Origin of the sequence: Acinetobacter sp. ABJ_C4_1 (assembly GCF_044538495.1) — a bacterium.
GTDB lineage: Bacteria > Pseudomonadota > Gammaproteobacteria > Pseudomonadales > Moraxellaceae > Acinetobacter > Acinetobacter nosocomialis_A.
In genome coordinates this window covers 137,742-152,409 of sequence record NZ_JBIUCQ010000005.1, presented here as the reverse complement: position 1 = coordinate 152,409, position 14,668 = coordinate 137,742, and the positions used below count along the sequence as shown (strand labels likewise).

General features: G+C 41.5%; 15 protein-coding genes and 3 tRNA genes. 7 read left to right on the top strand and 11 right to left on the bottom strand.

Going from position 1 to position 14,668, the window contains the following annotated elements:
- The first annotated feature begins 2 nt into the window (after positions 1-2).
- The 3 genes from ACIF8R_RS08865 to ACIF8R_RS08855 are packed head-to-tail and all read left to right on the top strand — an operon-like array spanning position 3 to position 1,219.
- Positions 3-530 carry a Na+/H+ antiporter subunit E gene (locus ACIF8R_RS08865; protein ID WP_311070250.1) on the top strand — a complete coding sequence of 176 codons (528 nt, stop codon included), beginning with the start codon at positions 3-5 and terminating at the stop codon, positions 528-530.
- On the top strand, positions 527-802 hold the full coding sequence (locus tag ACIF8R_RS08860) for a monovalent cation/H+ antiporter subunit F (protein ID WP_002053531.1): 276 nt from the start codon (positions 527-529) through the stop codon (positions 800-802). The genes ACIF8R_RS08865 and ACIF8R_RS08860 overlap by 4 nt, the downstream gene beginning before the upstream one ends.
- Positions 803-814: 12 nt before the next feature.
- Positions 815-1,219 (top strand): Na+/H+ antiporter subunit G, encoded by a 405-nt coding sequence (locus tag ACIF8R_RS08855; RefSeq protein WP_396462689.1) that lies wholly within the window; start codon positions 815-817, stop codon positions 1,217-1,219.
- Between the two features lie 56 nt (positions 1,220-1,275).
- On the opposite strand, the gene ACIF8R_RS08850 is transcribed toward ACIF8R_RS08855, so the two are convergent.
- The 9 genes from ACIF8R_RS08850 to tpiA all read right to left on the bottom strand — a co-directional run bounded on the left by ACIF8R_RS08850 (position 1,276) and on the right by tpiA (position 8,207).
- Positions 1,276-1,677 (bottom strand): ribosome-binding factor A, encoded by a 402-nt coding sequence (locus tag ACIF8R_RS08850; protein ID WP_002157043.1) that lies wholly within the window; start codon positions 1,675-1,677, stop codon positions 1,276-1,278.
- Positions 1,677-4,376: a translation initiation factor IF-2 gene (infB, locus tag ACIF8R_RS08845; RefSeq protein ID WP_311070247.1), complete on the bottom strand. Its 2,700-nt coding sequence runs from the start codon at positions 4,374-4,376 to the stop codon at positions 1,677-1,679. The genes ACIF8R_RS08850 and infB overlap by 1 nt, the downstream gene beginning before the upstream one ends.
- 10 nt (positions 4,377-4,386) lie before the next feature.
- Positions 4,387-5,871 carry a transcription termination factor NusA gene (nusA, locus tag ACIF8R_RS08840; RefSeq protein WP_263612804.1) on the bottom strand — a complete coding sequence of 495 codons (1,485 nt, stop codon included), beginning with the start codon at positions 5,869-5,871 and terminating at the stop codon, positions 4,387-4,389.
- Between the two features lie 37 nt (positions 5,872-5,908).
- Entirely contained in the window at positions 5,909-6,433 is a 525-nt protein-coding gene (rimP, locus tag ACIF8R_RS08835) for a ribosome maturation factor RimP (protein ID WP_151283486.1), read from the bottom strand.
- Between the two features lie 215 nt (positions 6,434-6,648).
- A tRNA-Met gene (locus ACIF8R_RS08830) sits at positions 6,649-6,725 on the bottom strand.
- A gap of 89 nt (positions 6,726-6,814) precedes the next feature.
- Positions 6,815-6,891 (bottom strand) — tRNA-Met (locus ACIF8R_RS08825).
- 38 nt (positions 6,892-6,929) lie between these two features.
- Positions 6,930-7,014: transfer RNA gene (locus tag ACIF8R_RS08820), tRNA-Leu, on the bottom strand.
- 56 nt (positions 7,015-7,070) lie between these two features.
- A complete protein-coding gene (secG, locus tag ACIF8R_RS08815) occupies positions 7,071-7,400 on the bottom strand; it encodes a preprotein translocase subunit SecG (protein ID WP_002156913.1) in 330 nt (109 codons plus the stop codon).
- A 12-nt stretch (positions 7,401-7,412) separates the two neighbouring features.
- Entirely contained in the window at positions 7,413-8,207 is a 795-nt protein-coding gene (gene tpiA / locus ACIF8R_RS08810; RefSeq protein ID WP_396480294.1) for a triose-phosphate isomerase, read from the bottom strand.
- Between the two features lie 289 nt (positions 8,208-8,496).
- On the opposite strand from tpiA, the gene pilB reads away from it, so the two are divergent.
- Genes pilB through coaE form a run of 4 tightly spaced genes read left to right on the top strand, consistent with a single transcriptional unit; the run spans position 8,497 to position 12,921 of the window.
- Positions 8,497-10,209 (top strand): type IV-A pilus assembly ATPase PilB, encoded by a 1,713-nt coding sequence (gene pilB / locus ACIF8R_RS08805; RefSeq protein WP_396480292.1) that lies wholly within the window; start codon positions 8,497-8,499, stop codon positions 10,207-10,209.
- Positions 10,210-10,236: 27 nt separating this feature from the next.
- Positions 10,237-11,463: a type II secretion system F family protein gene (locus tag ACIF8R_RS08800; RefSeq protein WP_396480291.1), complete on the top strand. Its 1,227-nt coding sequence runs from the start codon at positions 10,237-10,239 to the stop codon at positions 11,461-11,463.
- Positions 11,463-12,323 (top strand): prepilin peptidase, encoded by an 861-nt coding sequence (locus tag ACIF8R_RS08795; RefSeq protein WP_396480289.1) that lies wholly within the window; start codon positions 11,463-11,465, stop codon positions 12,321-12,323. The genes ACIF8R_RS08800 and ACIF8R_RS08795 overlap by 1 nt, the downstream gene beginning before the upstream one ends.
- A 1-nt stretch (position 12,324) precedes the next feature.
- Positions 12,325-12,921 carry a dephospho-CoA kinase gene (gene coaE / locus ACIF8R_RS08790; RefSeq protein ID WP_396480287.1) on the top strand — a complete coding sequence of 199 codons (597 nt, stop codon included), beginning with the start codon at positions 12,325-12,327 and terminating at the stop codon, positions 12,919-12,921.
- On the opposite strand, the gene ACIF8R_RS08785 is transcribed toward coaE, so the two are convergent.
- Both ACIF8R_RS08785 and rlmB read right to left on the bottom strand, forming a co-directional pair.
- Positions 12,918-13,832 (bottom strand): DMT family transporter, encoded by a 915-nt coding sequence (locus ACIF8R_RS08785; protein WP_396480285.1) that lies wholly within the window; start codon positions 13,830-13,832, stop codon positions 12,918-12,920. The genes coaE and ACIF8R_RS08785 overlap by 4 nt on opposite strands.
- A 35-nt stretch (positions 13,833-13,867) precedes the next feature.
- On the bottom strand, positions 13,868-14,617 hold the full coding sequence (gene rlmB / locus ACIF8R_RS08780; RefSeq protein ID WP_396480283.1) for a 23S rRNA (guanosine(2251)-2'-O)-methyltransferase RlmB: 750 nt from the start codon (positions 14,615-14,617) through the stop codon (positions 13,868-13,870).
- Between the last annotated feature and the right edge of the window lie 51 nt (positions 14,618-14,668).

Below are 14,668 nucleotides of genomic sequence, written 5' to 3'. Positions count from 1 at the left end.
CAATGCAGCTATCTAAATTGCTTGACCGCTGGTTTCCGCATCCATTTGTTTCTTTTTTAATTATCATCTTTTGGTTAATGCTCTCGCATAGTCTTGATGCGAGCGACCTACTTATGGCTGTAATTTTGGGGCTTGTGATTCCTCGATTGGTTCGACCTTTTATTACTAGAACACCGCACATTCATTGGCAACCAGCAGTAAAACTATGTTTTGTTGTACTGTGGGATATTATTGTTTCCAATTTTCGCGTTGCTAAACTGGTGTTAGGGTCACCCAAAAAATTACACCCCAAATGGTACCGTGTGCCTTTAGAAACAGAACATGAGCAAGTAAATTCTTTACTCGCAATGATTATTACCACAACACCGGGTACAGTCTCTGCTGGTATTGATCAAGAGCGTGGTGACATTTTGGTACACTCGCTCAGTACAGAAAATACTGAAAGTGATGTGCAAGACATCAAACAACGCTATGAGGCTCCACTCATGGAAATTTTTGATGTGAAAAGCAAATCGGAGGACAACACATGACCATCCTACCTTATGCACTTGGCATTAGCTTGATTGCCATCACGATCTCTATGTTGCTGTGTCTTTTTCGGATGGTGATGGGACCATCAATTGTAGATCGCCTTTTAGCACTCGATACTCTTTTTCTAAATGCAACTTGTCTCATTGTTGTATTAGGTATTTATTGGACGACCACCTCTTTATTTGAAGGGGCTTTATTGGTTGCCATGCTAGGGTTTGTTTCGACAGCTGCTTTGGCACGTTATTTCACTACTGGTCATGTGATCGATTAAAGGGAGGTCAAAATGCAATTTACAATGGAAATTATTGTTTCGATCTTTCTAGTTTTCGGCTCATTCTTTATGCTGGTTGGATCGATCGGAATGGTACGCCTACCCGATTTATTTATGCGATTACATGCACCTACCAAGTCGAGCACATTAGGCTTAGGTAGCTTTTTAATTGCTTCTATGATCTTTTTTGCTTTCCAAGGTCGCTTTGGTTTTGCCGAACTATTGATCACGCTTTTGGCTTTTATTACGGCACCTGTTTCAGCCAATTTAATTGCTCAAGCAGCGCTACATTTACGCTTACGCTCGCTGAGTGGTGAAGTCCCTGAAGCTATTGAACGTCCATTACCATGGGATCGTTATAAAATCGGACAGCGCTTTTCACAAAACAAACCTCCGATGGAACCTCCTAAAGAATAAAAATTTGAACAAATAAAAAAGCCACCCAAAGGTGGCTTTTTTATTTTGAGTAGGAATTACTCTTCGTCATCTGACTTACGTTCCGGTAAATCTTGTACCGCTTTTTCAATAAGACCAAACATATAGTTACCATATGCATTGGTCTTATCGTAATGGAAACGTAAGCGAGGTGTAATACGGGTTTTAATACGACGACTAAGTTCATGACGCAAGAAACCAGAAGCTTTATTTAATACATCTAAAGTTTCTTTATTTGCTGCTTCACTTTGTTCGTCACCGAGCTCACGTCCCATAACGGTAACGTAAACTTCAGCATATCCCATATCAGCACTGACTTTCACGGCTGAGATGGTCACTAGACCACCCAGACGCGGATCTTTTAACTCCTGACGGATTAGATCAGACAGCTCACGCTGTACTGAATCCGCCATTCGCTTTAAGCGTTGGCTACCCGCCATTAAAGACTCCGTTTAATCAATTGAACATCATATACTTCGATCTTATCTTGTACTTTGATGTCTTTATAACCTTTCACCGCAAGACCACATTCCATACCGGCACGAACTTCTTCAACCACATCTTTATAGCGGCGTAATGATTCAAGTTCACCTTGGAACACAACCACGTCATCACGTAATACGCGAATCGGTTTATTACGGTGTAATGTACCTTCAAGTACCATACAGCCTGCTGCTGCACCAAACTTACTTGAGTGGAATACTTCACGTACTTCAGCAACACCCAAGATTGTTTCACGATGTTCAGGAGCAAGTTTACCGCTCATGGCATCTTTCACATCATCAATCAATTCATAGATGATGCTGTAGTAACGAATGTCGATACCGTCTTGGTCACTTCTCTGACGAGCAGCTGTATCAGCACGAACGTTAAAGCCTAACAATACAGCTTCTGAAGATTCCGCAAGAATCACATCAGACTCTGTAATCGCACCAACACCCGAACTAATTACACGAACTTTTACTTCATCAGTAGAGAGTTCATATAAAGCGGCATTCAATGCTTCTAAAGTACCACGTACGTCTGTTCTTAAAACAACGTTCACTGTAGGAACATCTTTTTTGCCCATTGACGACATGATATTTTCAAGGCGCATCGCGCTTTGACGTTCAATACGTTTTTGACGTTCACGGTCAGCACGAGCATCGGCAACTTCACGTGCTTTCTTCTCGTCATTTACAACAAGAACTTCATCACCTGCCATTGGAGCATCTGGAAGACCCAGAATTTCTACTGGAATAGATGGTCCTGCTGATTTAATCGGCTTACCGTTTTCATCAGACATTGCACGGACACGACCATAAGATGAACCTGCAAGAACAAGGTCACCAATATTTAATGTACCGTTTTGAACAAGAATAGAAGTTACTGCACCACGGCCTTTATCAACACGCGCTTCAATAACAACACCTTGCGCAGCACCTTCAGCAGATGCTTTTAATTCCATCAATTCTGATTGAATAAGAATTAAATCAAGGAGTTCATCAATACCCTGTCCAGTATGTGCAGAAACTTTAGCAATCGGAACATCACCACCCCATTCTTCTGGAACGATTTGTTTCGTTGTTAATTCATTTAACACACGGTCTGGATCAGCAGATTCTTTATCCATTTTGTTGATTGCAACAATAATTGGAGTACCTGCTGCACGAGCATGGTCAATTGCTTCTGCAGTTTGTGGCATTACACCATCATCTGCTGCAACAACTAATACCACGATATCTGTTGCTTTAGCACCACGTGCACGCATTGAAGTAAACGCAGCATGTCCCGGTGTATCAAGGAATGTAATAATTCCTTTGTCTGTTTCAACGTGATACGCACCAATATGCTGTGTAATACCGCCTGCTTCACCTGCCGCCACTTTCGAACGACGGATACGGTCAAGCAATGATGTTTTACCATGGTCAACGTGACCCATGATAGTAACAACTGGTGGACGAGTTGTTTGCTCACCACGTGCTTCTTCAGCCGCTTCAAGCAAGTTATCTTCCGCTTGTGTATCAGAAACTAGAACAGGATTGTGTCCCATTTCTTCTACAACAAGTGCCGCTGTATCTTGGTCAATAGCTTGATCTTGATTAACCAACTCACCCATTTTCATAAGTGTTTTGATAACTTCACGTACTTTAATCGCCATTTTTTGAGCAAGATCGGCAACAACGATACTTGAACCGATTTCTACATCATAGACTTGCTTTTTAACTGGCTTTTCAAATCCATGCTTATTTGCTTGGCTTGATTTTAAACCACGTTTGTTATGATTAACAAAGCTTTGCTCTTCTTGACCACGACGGCCGCCTTTCTTACCAGCACGCGGGTTAGTAGTTGCGCCACCGCGTTTAATTTCACGGTCTTCTTGCTTAAATGAATCTTCATAAGCTTGGCCAACAAGACCTGAAGCAAGTGGAGAATCATCAATTACACGAATTGTGGTAGTAGCATCATCATTTGAATATTTAGATGCCATTTTGCGCATTTGTTCAAGCGTACGTTGCTGAGCTTCTTCAGCCGCTTTACGACGTGCAGCTTCTTCAGTTGCTTTTAACTGAGCTGTTTGAGCTTCACGCGCTTTCTTTTGCTCTAATGTTTCTGCTGGTTTTGGTGCAGGTTTTACTGTACCACCACCACGTTTTTTCACTACAACAGCAGCTTTAGGAGCTGACTGTGCAGCACTATCTTGTTGGTGAGCAGCACGCATCGCATCTAAAGTTGCTTTTGCTTTTTGCTCTGTTTGAAGACGCGCTTTTTGCTCTGCAGTATCACGCGCTTGTTGATCTGCACGTGTTTTAGCTTCTGCTTCTGCACGCGCTTTAGCTTCTGCTGCAATTTGTTCTGGATTTGGTTTAGCAAAAACCTGTTTTTTACGTACTTCTACGTTAATTGTTTTTGCTTTACCTGAAGTACTTGCAACTTTAGCGGTACTGGTTGTTTTACGTTTCAACGCAATTTTTCCTGTGTTACCACTTTCCTGACCATGTACTTTTTTCAAATGATTGACCAAAGTATCCTGTTGTTCAGTGGTAATAATGTCGTCTGCTGTACGTTGAGGCAAACCTGCTTCGCGAGCCTGTTCTAGGAGCTTCTCAACAGGACGTCCTACACTGAGAGCTAACTCTTTAATCGACTTGTCCGTCATATTTCATCTCCTAGTTAAACCATGATTCGCGAGCTTTCATGATCAATTGACCAGCTTTTTCATGACCAAGACCTTCAATATCAGAGATATCGTCAGTAGCCTGATCTGCCAAATCATCAACGGTAATAATACCGCGAGCGGCAAGCGAGTAAGCGATCTCAGAAGTCATGCCTTCCATTGTGAGAAGGTCTGCGCTCGGTTCTTGAATATTTTCTTGCTGTTTCAAAGCATCAGTAAGAGCTGCTTCTTTTGCACGACTTTGCAATAACTCAACCAATTCAGCATCAAGCTCAATTTCGTCAAAAGTTTCAGCAGGAACATAAGCAATCTCTTCTAAAGAAGTGAAGCCCATTTCTACCAATGCCATTGCTAAATCTTCTTCAATATCTAAACGTGATACAAACATATCGAGATATTGCTGAGCTTCATTTTGCTGACGAGCACGATACTCTTCTTCAAGCATCATGTCGAGTTTGTAGCCAGTTAAATCAGAAGCTAAACGAACGTTTTGACCTTGTGAGCCAATCGCACGAGCTAATTGATCGCTGGTTGCAAAAATAATATCGGCACTTCTTGCATCTTCATCAAGCACGATGCCTGAAACATCAGCTGGTTCTAATGCGCTAGCAATGTATTGAGCTGGATCATCAGACCAGACCACTACATCAATACGTTCACCGTTTAACTCTTGCTGTACGGCTTGAATACGCGTACCACGCATACCAATACATGCACCTACAGGATCAATACGGTGATCATTTGTTTTCACTGCAATTTTAGCACGAACACCAGGTTGGCGTGCTGCTGCTTTAATTTCAATAATTTCTTCAGAAATTTCAGGAATTTCTTTTTTCATCAAAGCAATTAACATTTCAGGCTTAGCGCGTGATAACAACAACTGTGCGCCACGGCCTTCACGGTTAACATTATACAAGATAGCGTTTACACGTTGCTTTGGACGAAGGATTTCTTTAGGAATCATTTCTTCGCGAGCAAGATAAGCTTCTGCGTTATCACCCAAGTCAATGATAAAGCCATCTTTGGTTTGTTTTTTCACTTCACCGTAGATCAACTCGCCCACTTTAGATTCGTATGCATCAGCAACTAAAGCACGCTCAGCTTCACGGATTTTTTGTACGATAACTTGTTTTGCAATTTGTGCAGCAATACGACCGAACTCAATAGATTCTACTTCGAGTTCACGCACGTCACCAATTGACCATTTAGATGGATCAACGTCAGAGATTGCATCTTGGCAAGCTGGCATTTCATGATCTTCATCTGCCACTACAGTCCATTGACGGAACGTACGGTAATCACCAGTTTTACGATCAATCTCTACACGAAGCTGAGCTTCTTCAGCATGCGTACCTTCGTAAAATCTTTTCTTCGTTGCAGCAACTAAAGCTTGTTCTAAAGCCTCGAAGATCGCTTCACGACTAACACCTTTTTCATTACTAACCGTTTCTACAACGGTAAGAATTTCGCGGCCCATAAGTCACCTACCGATTTCTTATATAATTTAAATAAATTTAATCTTGATAGATCAAGTTTGCTTTATCGATATTGTTGCTGTCGATATCAAGCACATGCTTTCCTTCAACTTCAACCTGAATCTCTTCATTTTCAAGGTCTACAGCAAGGAGTTTTGCTTGAAATTTACGGCGATTTTCTACTGCTGCAATTAAACGCAAAGCAACTTGTTGTCCAATGTAACTTTGCAATTGTTCGAGTTGAAAAAATGGGCGATCCCAACCTGGTGAAGAAACTTCTAAAGAATACTCACCTGAAATCGGATCATGAACATCCAACATCGCGCCGACTTGTTGTGTAACTCGTACACAATCTTGTACGCCAATACCACGACCTTGTTCTACTTCACCATCTTCATTAATCACTGGTTCAGCATTTTCATCAACCGGTCTATCGATATAAATACGCAATAATGAACGTTTACCTTGTGGAAGGAATTCAATTCCCCACAGGTCAACACCACATGCCTGCACTGCTGGAGCAATCATGTCATACAATGCTTGGGATTTATTTGATAATTTCATTTACTCTCGTCATTCTCGTGCGATTCAATCGGTTGTTTTAACCGACACAGACCTACTATAGTGAAGCATGACTATTTGACCAATTGATGTCGACACTACACGATAGCGATACGATAACCAATAAAAAAGGGCGTTAATCGCCCCTATGTAGCACAGAAAACAATAGTCCACTGTGCAAAAAGGCCCACCTGTCTGTGAGCCTCTTTTAAGAAACTTGGTAGCGGGAGCTGGATTTGAACCAACGACCTTCGGGTTATGAGCCCGACGAGCTACCAGACTGCTCCATCCCGCATCAACGTGCAAAAATTATATACAAATATCGAAAAAAGTCAATGTAAACTTACCCAATATTCGCTTGATTAAGTTGCACCTTAATCAAATTGGTAGCGGGAGCTGGATTTGAACCAACGACCTTCGGGTTATGAGCCCGACGAGCTACCAGACTGCTCCATCCCGCATCAATAAACTGCTTGCACTCAACTTTCTGGTTCAAAGTTGGTGCGGAAGGGGGGACTTGAACCCCCACGCCCGAAGGCACTACCACCTCAAGGTAGCGTGTCTACCAATTCCACCACCACCGCAGCTTGTGGGACGCATTCTAGTCCTTCCAACTGCAAAAGGAAAGCCCTATTTCGAATTATTGACCCGTTTTTGGTGCATTTGGTGAAGTTTCAGGCGATGTTGTTTGAGCTGGTGCTGTTGTTTGTACAGTTTTCAAGCTATAAGCTTCCGTCGTCTGTTTTTTCGCAAAAACAGCGAGAGTTAAACTCGTTACAAAGAACAACGCAGTTAAAACAGCAGTCAGGCGAGTAAGGAAATTACCCGAACCCGATGCACCAAATACAGTTGCTGCACCGCCGCCGCCAAAAGAAGCACCAGCATCTGCGCCTTTACCGTGTTGCACTAAAATCAATGCAATCATCAGTACAGCTAAAATAATATGTACAACAAGTACAAAAGAGTGCATACCCTATCCTCGTTATTTGCTTTGCGCGAAGGCTTGTACAATTTGATAAAAAGATGCTGCATTTAATGAAGCACCGCCGACCAATGCACCATTAATGTCTGGACATGCAGCTAATTCAACAGCATTTTCAGCTTTTACACTACCACCATATAAAATAGCAATACTTGAACCCGCTGAAGTAAGCTGGCATAAGCCTTCACGAATTTTAGCGTGCATTGCTTGCGCATCTTGTGGTGAAGCTGTTTTACCAGTACCAATTGCCCAAATCGGCTCATAAGCAATCACGACTTGGTTTTGCCATTGTTCAGCAGTTACTACAGATGCAATATCGCAAATTTGCTGTAAAACAACTTGCTCTGCATGGCCTTGCTCACGCTGTTCAAGACTTTCACCCACACAATAAATGACAGTCAAACCCGCATTTAATGCATTTTGGAGTTTCGCCTTCAAAATTTCAACGTTGTCACCAAAAATATCACGGCGTTCAGAGTGTCCGACCAGTACGAAATTAATTTGGCTATCTTTTAATAATTCTGCACTAACTTCACCAGTATAAGCACCTGTACCTGCAACACGCGATACATCCTGCGCAACTGTATATACTGTTCTTGCAGCATCCTGCAATTGCGCCTGTACTGTTGTAAGTGCAATAGAAACAGGGGCAACGCCCACATGGCAGCTTTCATCTGCAATTTGGTTTTGTTGCAATAATTGTTTAAATTCTTCTATAAGTTGGTTGGCGTTAGCACGCATTGGATTCATTTTCCAGTTGCCAACTACCCAAGGCGTAATCGTCGTACCCGACATACTGCTCACCTTTCATCAAAAATGCAGCACATTCTACACGCATTTATACAAATTTCAGATACTTTTCTTTAATGGGATTACTTATATCTTTTCTACTCTTTGAAATTAAAAAAACTTTATAAGGACTCAAACTTAAACATTTTAAAAATTAATCTATAAAAACTTCGACTGGTTCAAGCTTTAACAGTCTGAGTAGGACTAGAGCAACATTTTATAAGGTAGTAATTTTACATAACAAAAGTATAATTTTTCATATACCAATTATAAACACATTAGCATAGGCAGGCAGATGTCAGCATTACATACATCTCCAAAATTTACGGGGTTTTTTCGGCGTTTAGTCGAAGAAAAGCATGTGTCGGCAGCGACCATGCAAACTGCATTAGATGCAGCAAAGAGAGCTAAGCAGGATACAGTCGCATATTTAATTGAAGAGGTTCATCTCTCCCCTTCTTTATTGGCTGAAACAATCTCTGCTGAGTTTGCTGAACCATATTTTGATCTAGATGTTTATGACACCTCTCAGATTCCTAAAGATCTGGTCGATCAAAAACTGATTTTAAAACATCGAATTTTGCCCCTTATTCAAAGAGGGCAAATTTTATACGTCGCGACCAGTAATCCAAGCAATATTGAAGCGATTGATGCGATCCGTTTTAACAGCAAACTGATGGTTGAGCCTGTCATTGTCGAGCACCATAAACTCGAAAAAGTTTTAGGTCAGCATTTTGCAGAAGAAAGCAGTTTTGACTTTAATGATGAAGAGTTTGATCTTGATGTCAGTCTTGATGGCCCTACCACTCAAGAGGATGAAGAAGAAACACCACAAGGTGATGAAGCACCTATTGTTAAATATATTAATAAGTTGCTCATTGATGCCATTCGTATGGGTGCTTCAGATTTACATTTTGAACCGTATGAAAAGTCATATCGGGTACGTTATCGTGTTGATGGCGTGTTACGTCAAATTGCCAATCCGCCTTTACAACTTGCGAACCGTTTGGCGTCACGTTTAAAAGTCATGTCTCAAATGGACATTTCCGAAAAACGTGTCCCCCAAGATGGTCGTATCAAACTCAAACTATCAAAGACCAAAGCAATTGATTTCCGTGTGAACTCACTCCCGACATTGTTTGGTGAAAAGTTAGTTCTCCGTATTCTTGACCCATCAAGTGCAATGCTGGGGATTGATGCATTAGGATACGAAGAAGAACAAAAAGCTTTATTTATGGAAGCTTTAGATAAACCACAGGGCATGCTTTTAATTACTGGGCCAACAGGTTCTGGTAAAACTGTATCTTTATATACAGGTTTGAATATTTTAAATACTGAAAGTTCTAATATTTCTACTGCCGAAGATCCAGTGGAGATTAATCTTGAAGGTATTAACCAGGTTAACGTGAACCCAAAAGTAGGGCTTACTTTTGCTGCCGCGCTTAAATCCTTTTTACGTCAAGATCCTGATATTATTATGGTGGGTGAGATTCGTGACTTGGAAACAGCAGAAATCGCAATTAAAGCTGCACAAACGGGTCACATGGTGATGTCAACACTGCATACTAACAGTGCTCCAGAAACGCTAACCCGTCTACGCAATATGGGAGTTCCCTCTTTTAATATTGCAACATCAGTAAACCTAGTTATTGCACAGCGTTTGGCACGACGTCTTTGCTCTCAGTGCAAAATACCTACTGATATTCCTAAACAAAGCTTATTAGAAATGGGTTTTACCGAACAAGATTTAGCACATCCAGACTTTCGCGTTTTTCAACCGGTAGGTTGTCCTGAATGTCGTGAAGGCTATAAAGGCCGTGTCGGTATTTATGAAGTAATGAAAGTTACACCTGAAATTTCCAAAATTATTATGGAAGATGGCAACGCTCTAGAAATCGCAGCTGCTTCTGAAAAATTGGGGTTTAATAATCTACGTCGTTCAGGTTTAAAAAAGGTGATGCAAGGCGTGACTTCCTTACAGGAAATCAATCGCGTGACCAGTGAATAAGACACTATTTAAAATAAGGATAATCTAATGGCTGTCAAAAAGGCACAAATGATGCCGACTTTTGCTTATGAAGGGGTTGACCGTAAGGGCGTAAAAATTAAGGGGGAACTTCCAGCTAAAAATATGGCTTTAGCTAAAGTGACCTTACGCAAACAAGGGGTGACTGTTCGAACCATACGTGAGAAACGTAAAAATATTCTTGAAGGTTTATTCAAGAGAAAAGTATCAACACTTGATATTACTATTTTTACCCGACAACTGGCGACCATGATGAAAGCCGGTGTACCGCTGGTACAAGGCTTTGAAATTGTCGCTGAAGGTTTGGAAAACCCAGCTATGCGTGAGGTAGTACTTGGTATTAAAGGTGAAGTTGAAGGTGGCAGTACCTTCGCTTCAGCTTTAAGAAAGTATCCTCAACATTTTGATAACTTGTTTTGCTCACTTGTTGAGTCTGGTGAACAATCAGGTGCACTTGAAACCATGCTAGATCGTGTGGCGATTTACAAAGAAAAAAGTGAATTGCTCAAGCAGAAAATCAAGAAAGCAATGAAATATCCTGCGACGGTTATTGTAGTAGCAATTGTGGTGACTATTATTTTGATGGTTAAAGTGGTACCCGTTTTCCAAGATCTATTTTCTTCTTTTGGAGCAAAGTTACCAGCCTTTACGCAAATGGTCGTAGACATGTCGAAATGGATGCAAGAATACTGGTTTATTATGATTATTGCGATTGGCGTCATTATTGCCGCCTTTCTAGAAGCAAAAAAACGTAGTAAAAAGTTTCGTGATGGCTTAGATAAACTCGCGCTTAAATTACCTATTTTTGGGGACTTGGTTTATAAAGCAATTATTGCCCGTTATAGCCGTACGCTTGCCACAACATTTGCAGCAGGTGTTCCACTCATCGACGCGCTTGAATCAACTGCAGGTGCAACCAATAATGTGATCTATGAGCAAGCTGTTATGAAAATTCGTGAAGATGTCGCAACAGGACAACAACTTCAGTTTGCCATGCGTTTATCTAACCGTTTTCCTTCTATGGCTATACAAATGGTTGCAATTGGTGAAGAATCGGGGGCGCTAGACAGCATGCTCGATAAAGTTGCGACCTACTATGAAAATGAGGTTGATAATGCTGTTGATGGTTTAACTTCAATGATGGAACCTTTAATCATGGCGGTTTTAGGGGTGTTGGTAGGCGGTCTAGTTGTTGCCATGTATCTTCCAATTTTCCAAATGGGCTCAGTTGTATAATGCAAGAAATTATTGCGTATTTTATTCAAAATTTAACTGCTCTTTACATTGCAGTTGCACTCTTGAGCCTATGTATTGGTAGCTTTCTGAATGTAGTGATTTATCGTACTCCAAAGATGATGGAGCAAGACTGGCAGCAAGAATGTCAAATACTCCTCAATCCAGAACAACCGATTATTGATCATGAAAAACTGACTCTAAGCAAACCTGCTTCATCATGTCCCGCATGTCATCAACCGATTCGTTGGTATCAAAATATTCCTGTCATAAGCTGGCTTGTGTTAAGAGGAAAATGTGGACACTGTCAGTACCCGATCAGCATTCGCTATCCAGCGATTGAACTACTCACCATGCTATGTTCACTGGTGGTGGTTATGGTGTTTGGCCCAACCGTACAAATGCTTTTCGGCCTAGTCCTCACATGGATACTAATTGCCCTCACCTTTATTGACTTTGATACACAACTTTTGCCTGATCGCTTTACCCTACCTTTAGCTGCCCTTGGCTTAGGTATTAATACCTTTAATATTTATACCTCACCCAACTCAGCCATTTGGGGCTACCTTATCGGCTTTCTATGTCTTTGGATTGTCTATTACCTCTTTAAAGTGATTACCGGCAAAGAAGGTATGGGTTACGGCGACTTTAAGTTACTTGCAGCCTTAGGTGCATGGATGGGACCATTGATGCTGCCATTAATTGTGTTATTGTCATCGTTACTTGGCGCAATCATTGGCATCATTTTATTAAAATTAAGAAATGACAATCAGCCTTTTGCGTTTGGACCCTATATTGCCATTGCTGGTTGGGTTGCCTTTTTATGGGGTGATCAGATTATGAAAATTTATTTGGGAGGTTAAGATGGCTTTTATTCTGGGAATCACAGGTGGAATTGGCAGTGGAAAATCTGCTGCAACACAATGGTTTGAGTCCCAGGGAATCCAAGTCGTCGATGCCGACATCGTTGCGCGTGAAGTGGTTGAAAAAGGCCAACCTGCTCTTCAAAAAATTCAACAAACTTTTGGAGACTGGGTACTTCAACCCGATGGTAGTTTAGACCGCCGCGCCCTACGTGAATATATTTTTCAAAACCCTGAAGCAAGACAAACACTTGAGAAAATCACGCATCCAGCCATTCGCCAATCTATTATTCAACAACTACAAAATCCTAAAAGTCCGTATGTGATTTTAGTTTCACCATTACTTTTTGAGACCAACCAGCATGAATTGGTTAATCACACTTTATTAGTTGATGCGAGTGAACAAACTCAAATTCAGCGTGCAAGTCAGCGCGATGGGCAAAACCAAGAACAAATCCAGAAAATCATTGCTGCACAAATGCCACGCGAGCGTAAACGCGAACTTGCTAATGACATTGTGTTTAATGACGGATTACTCGAACATTTATATCAGCAATTAGAGCCTTTACATCAAAGCTATTTGAAGCGCACAAACTAATTTTGCTTATTTTGCTGCTGAATCTTTTGTGCCAAGCTATCTTGCCTAAACCAACGCCAAGGCTGTAAAGCACCTATTCCCATACCTACTAAGCCCACCACAATCGATGGGCTTAATGACTCGCCAAGTAAAGGTACAGCTAAAATAGCAGCAATAAACGGCGCCAAAGTCACAATACTTCCCGTTTTAAAAGCGCCTAGTCGTTGAATGGCAGCAACATAAGTCAAAGTTGCGATAATAACGACAAATACACCGTGGAAAATGCCCTGTATCGCTAAATGAACAGGACTAACTTCCATAAAATGCTTAGGCAAAAATAAAGCATAGATGGGTAAATAGATAATTGCAGACCAAATCGCAACACTTGCCATAGAGTGCCATGCGGAAAGTTTCCACTGTTTAAGTAATACAGTGAAAATACCCCACCAAATCGCACTAATAAAAAGAAGCAAATCCCCCAGGCCAAAAGCAGAAGCATTATCTTGCAACATCAACACACTCATGAGAGCCAAGGCAGTGATCATAATTGCCAGACTCACCCATGTATGCTTATCAAATGGTTGTCTAAATAAAATGTATGCTGCAATTGCAGTACAAATTGGAATACAACCATTTAAGAAAATTGCAGCCTGTGCAGCAGGGGCATAAAGAAACGCGGTATAGACGGTAAGACAATAAATCACTCCACCAATGAGCGCCAAAATAACCGCATGCTTACTCCATAAAAAAGCGAGATCTTTTTTATAAATTAAGATAGGCATTAAAATTAGAAAGGCGATAGCGAAGCGCAGTGCGGCAATGTCCCAAGCACTGATGTGCCATTGTGCATTTAAACGGGCAAAAAGTGTAAACCCGCCCCAAATGCACATGGTCACCAATACAAAGAAATAACCTTGCTTACGGGGAGACATATTAAGACTGCTTTAAAACGAGAAAGGCAGCTCTATTATACCTCAGAACGCTGACGGCAGGCCTCATAAAGTGCCATACCTGTTGCCACGCTTACATTTAGGCTCTGCAAGTTTCCAGACATTGGAATATAAACTTTATTATCACACTGTGCCTGAGTAATTGGACGTAAACCCGTATCTTCAGCTCCCATCACGATTACGACTGGACCAGAGAAATCACATTTTTGAATAGGCAAAGCGCTTTCATCAAGCATGGTGCCAATCACACGTGTATGAGTGGTTTCTTTTAGATGGGCTAATGTACGAGCTAAGTTTGTTACTTGAATGAACTTAACTTTCTCGGCTCCACCCGCTGCAACCTTACGAGCAGTTGGGGTCAAACTTGCTGAGCGATCACGAGGCACAATTACGGCCTGAACACCCATTGCAGCGGCTGTACGAATACAAGCACCTAAGTTATGTGGATCGGTCACCTGATCTAATGCCAGCAATAAAGCATCTGGAGTTTCAGCCAAGATCTGATCCAGATCTTTTTCATTTAAAGTCGGGTGCGGACGTACTGCTGCCACTACACCTTGGTGGAATGGCAAGCCCGCAAGCTTTTCGAGGCTATCACGGCTTGCTTTTTGTACACTAATTCCAAAAGGCTCAGCCAATTGCAGAATCTTCTGCAAACGTTGATCGTCGCGCCCTTTCAATGTAAACAAGGTCAGCACGCGCTCCGGCTCAAGTTCTAACAATGACTCCACTGAGTGAACGCCATAATAATATTCCGGTTTTGCCATGCATGACCTCTAACAACGTTTAAGCAAAAAATAAAAATCCTGTAAAGCCAA

Bases quoted from the DNA above. Each gene is read 5' to 3' on its own strand.
- pilB (WP_396480292.1), top strand. From the start codon at position 8,497: ATGTCAGCATTACATACATCTCCAAAATTTACGGGGTTTTTTCGGCGT.
- ACIF8R_RS08865 (WP_311070250.1), top strand. From the start codon at position 3: ATGCAGCTATCTAAATTGCTTGACCGCTGGTTTCCGCATCCATTTGTT.
- tpiA (WP_396480294.1), bottom strand. From the start codon at position 8,207: ATGTCGGGTACGACGATTACGCCTTGGGTAGTTGGCAACTGGAAAATG.
- ACIF8R_RS08785 (WP_396480285.1), bottom strand. From the start codon at position 13,832: ATGTCTCCCCGTAAGCAAGGTTATTTCTTTGTATTGGTGACCATGTGC.
- secG (WP_002156913.1), bottom strand. From the start codon at position 7,400: ATGCACTCTTTTGTACTTGTTGTACATATTATTTTAGCTGTACTGATG.
- ACIF8R_RS08800 (WP_396480291.1), top strand. From the start codon at position 10,237: ATGGCTGTCAAAAAGGCACAAATGATGCCGACTTTTGCTTATGAAGGG.
- infB (WP_311070247.1), bottom strand. From the start codon at position 4,376: ATGACGGACAAGTCGATTAAAGAGTTAGCTCTCAGTGTAGGACGTCCT.
- nusA (WP_263612804.1), bottom strand. From the start codon at position 5,871: ATGGGCCGCGAAATTCTTACCGTTGTAGAAACGGTTAGTAATGAAAAA.
- ACIF8R_RS08795 (WP_396480289.1), top strand. From the start codon at position 11,463: ATGCAAGAAATTATTGCGTATTTTATTCAAAATTTAACTGCTCTTTAC.
- ACIF8R_RS08855 (WP_396462689.1), top strand. From the start codon at position 815: ATGCAATTTACAATGGAAATTATTGTTTCGATCTTTCTAGTTTTCGGC.
- rlmB (WP_396480283.1), bottom strand. From the start codon at position 14,617: ATGGCAAAACCGGAATATTATTATGGCGTTCACTCAGTGGAGTCATTG.
- ACIF8R_RS08860 (WP_002053531.1), top strand. From the start codon at position 527: ATGACCATCCTACCTTATGCACTTGGCATTAGCTTGATTGCCATCACG.
- rimP (WP_151283486.1), bottom strand. From the start codon at position 6,433: ATGAAATTATCAAATAAATCCCAAGCATTGTATGACATGATTGCTCCA.
- coaE (WP_396480287.1), top strand. From the start codon at position 12,325: ATGGCTTTTATTCTGGGAATCACAGGTGGAATTGGCAGTGGAAAATCT.
- ACIF8R_RS08850 (WP_002157043.1), bottom strand. From the start codon at position 1,677: ATGGCGGGTAGCCAACGCTTAAAGCGAATGGCGGATTCAGTACAGCGT.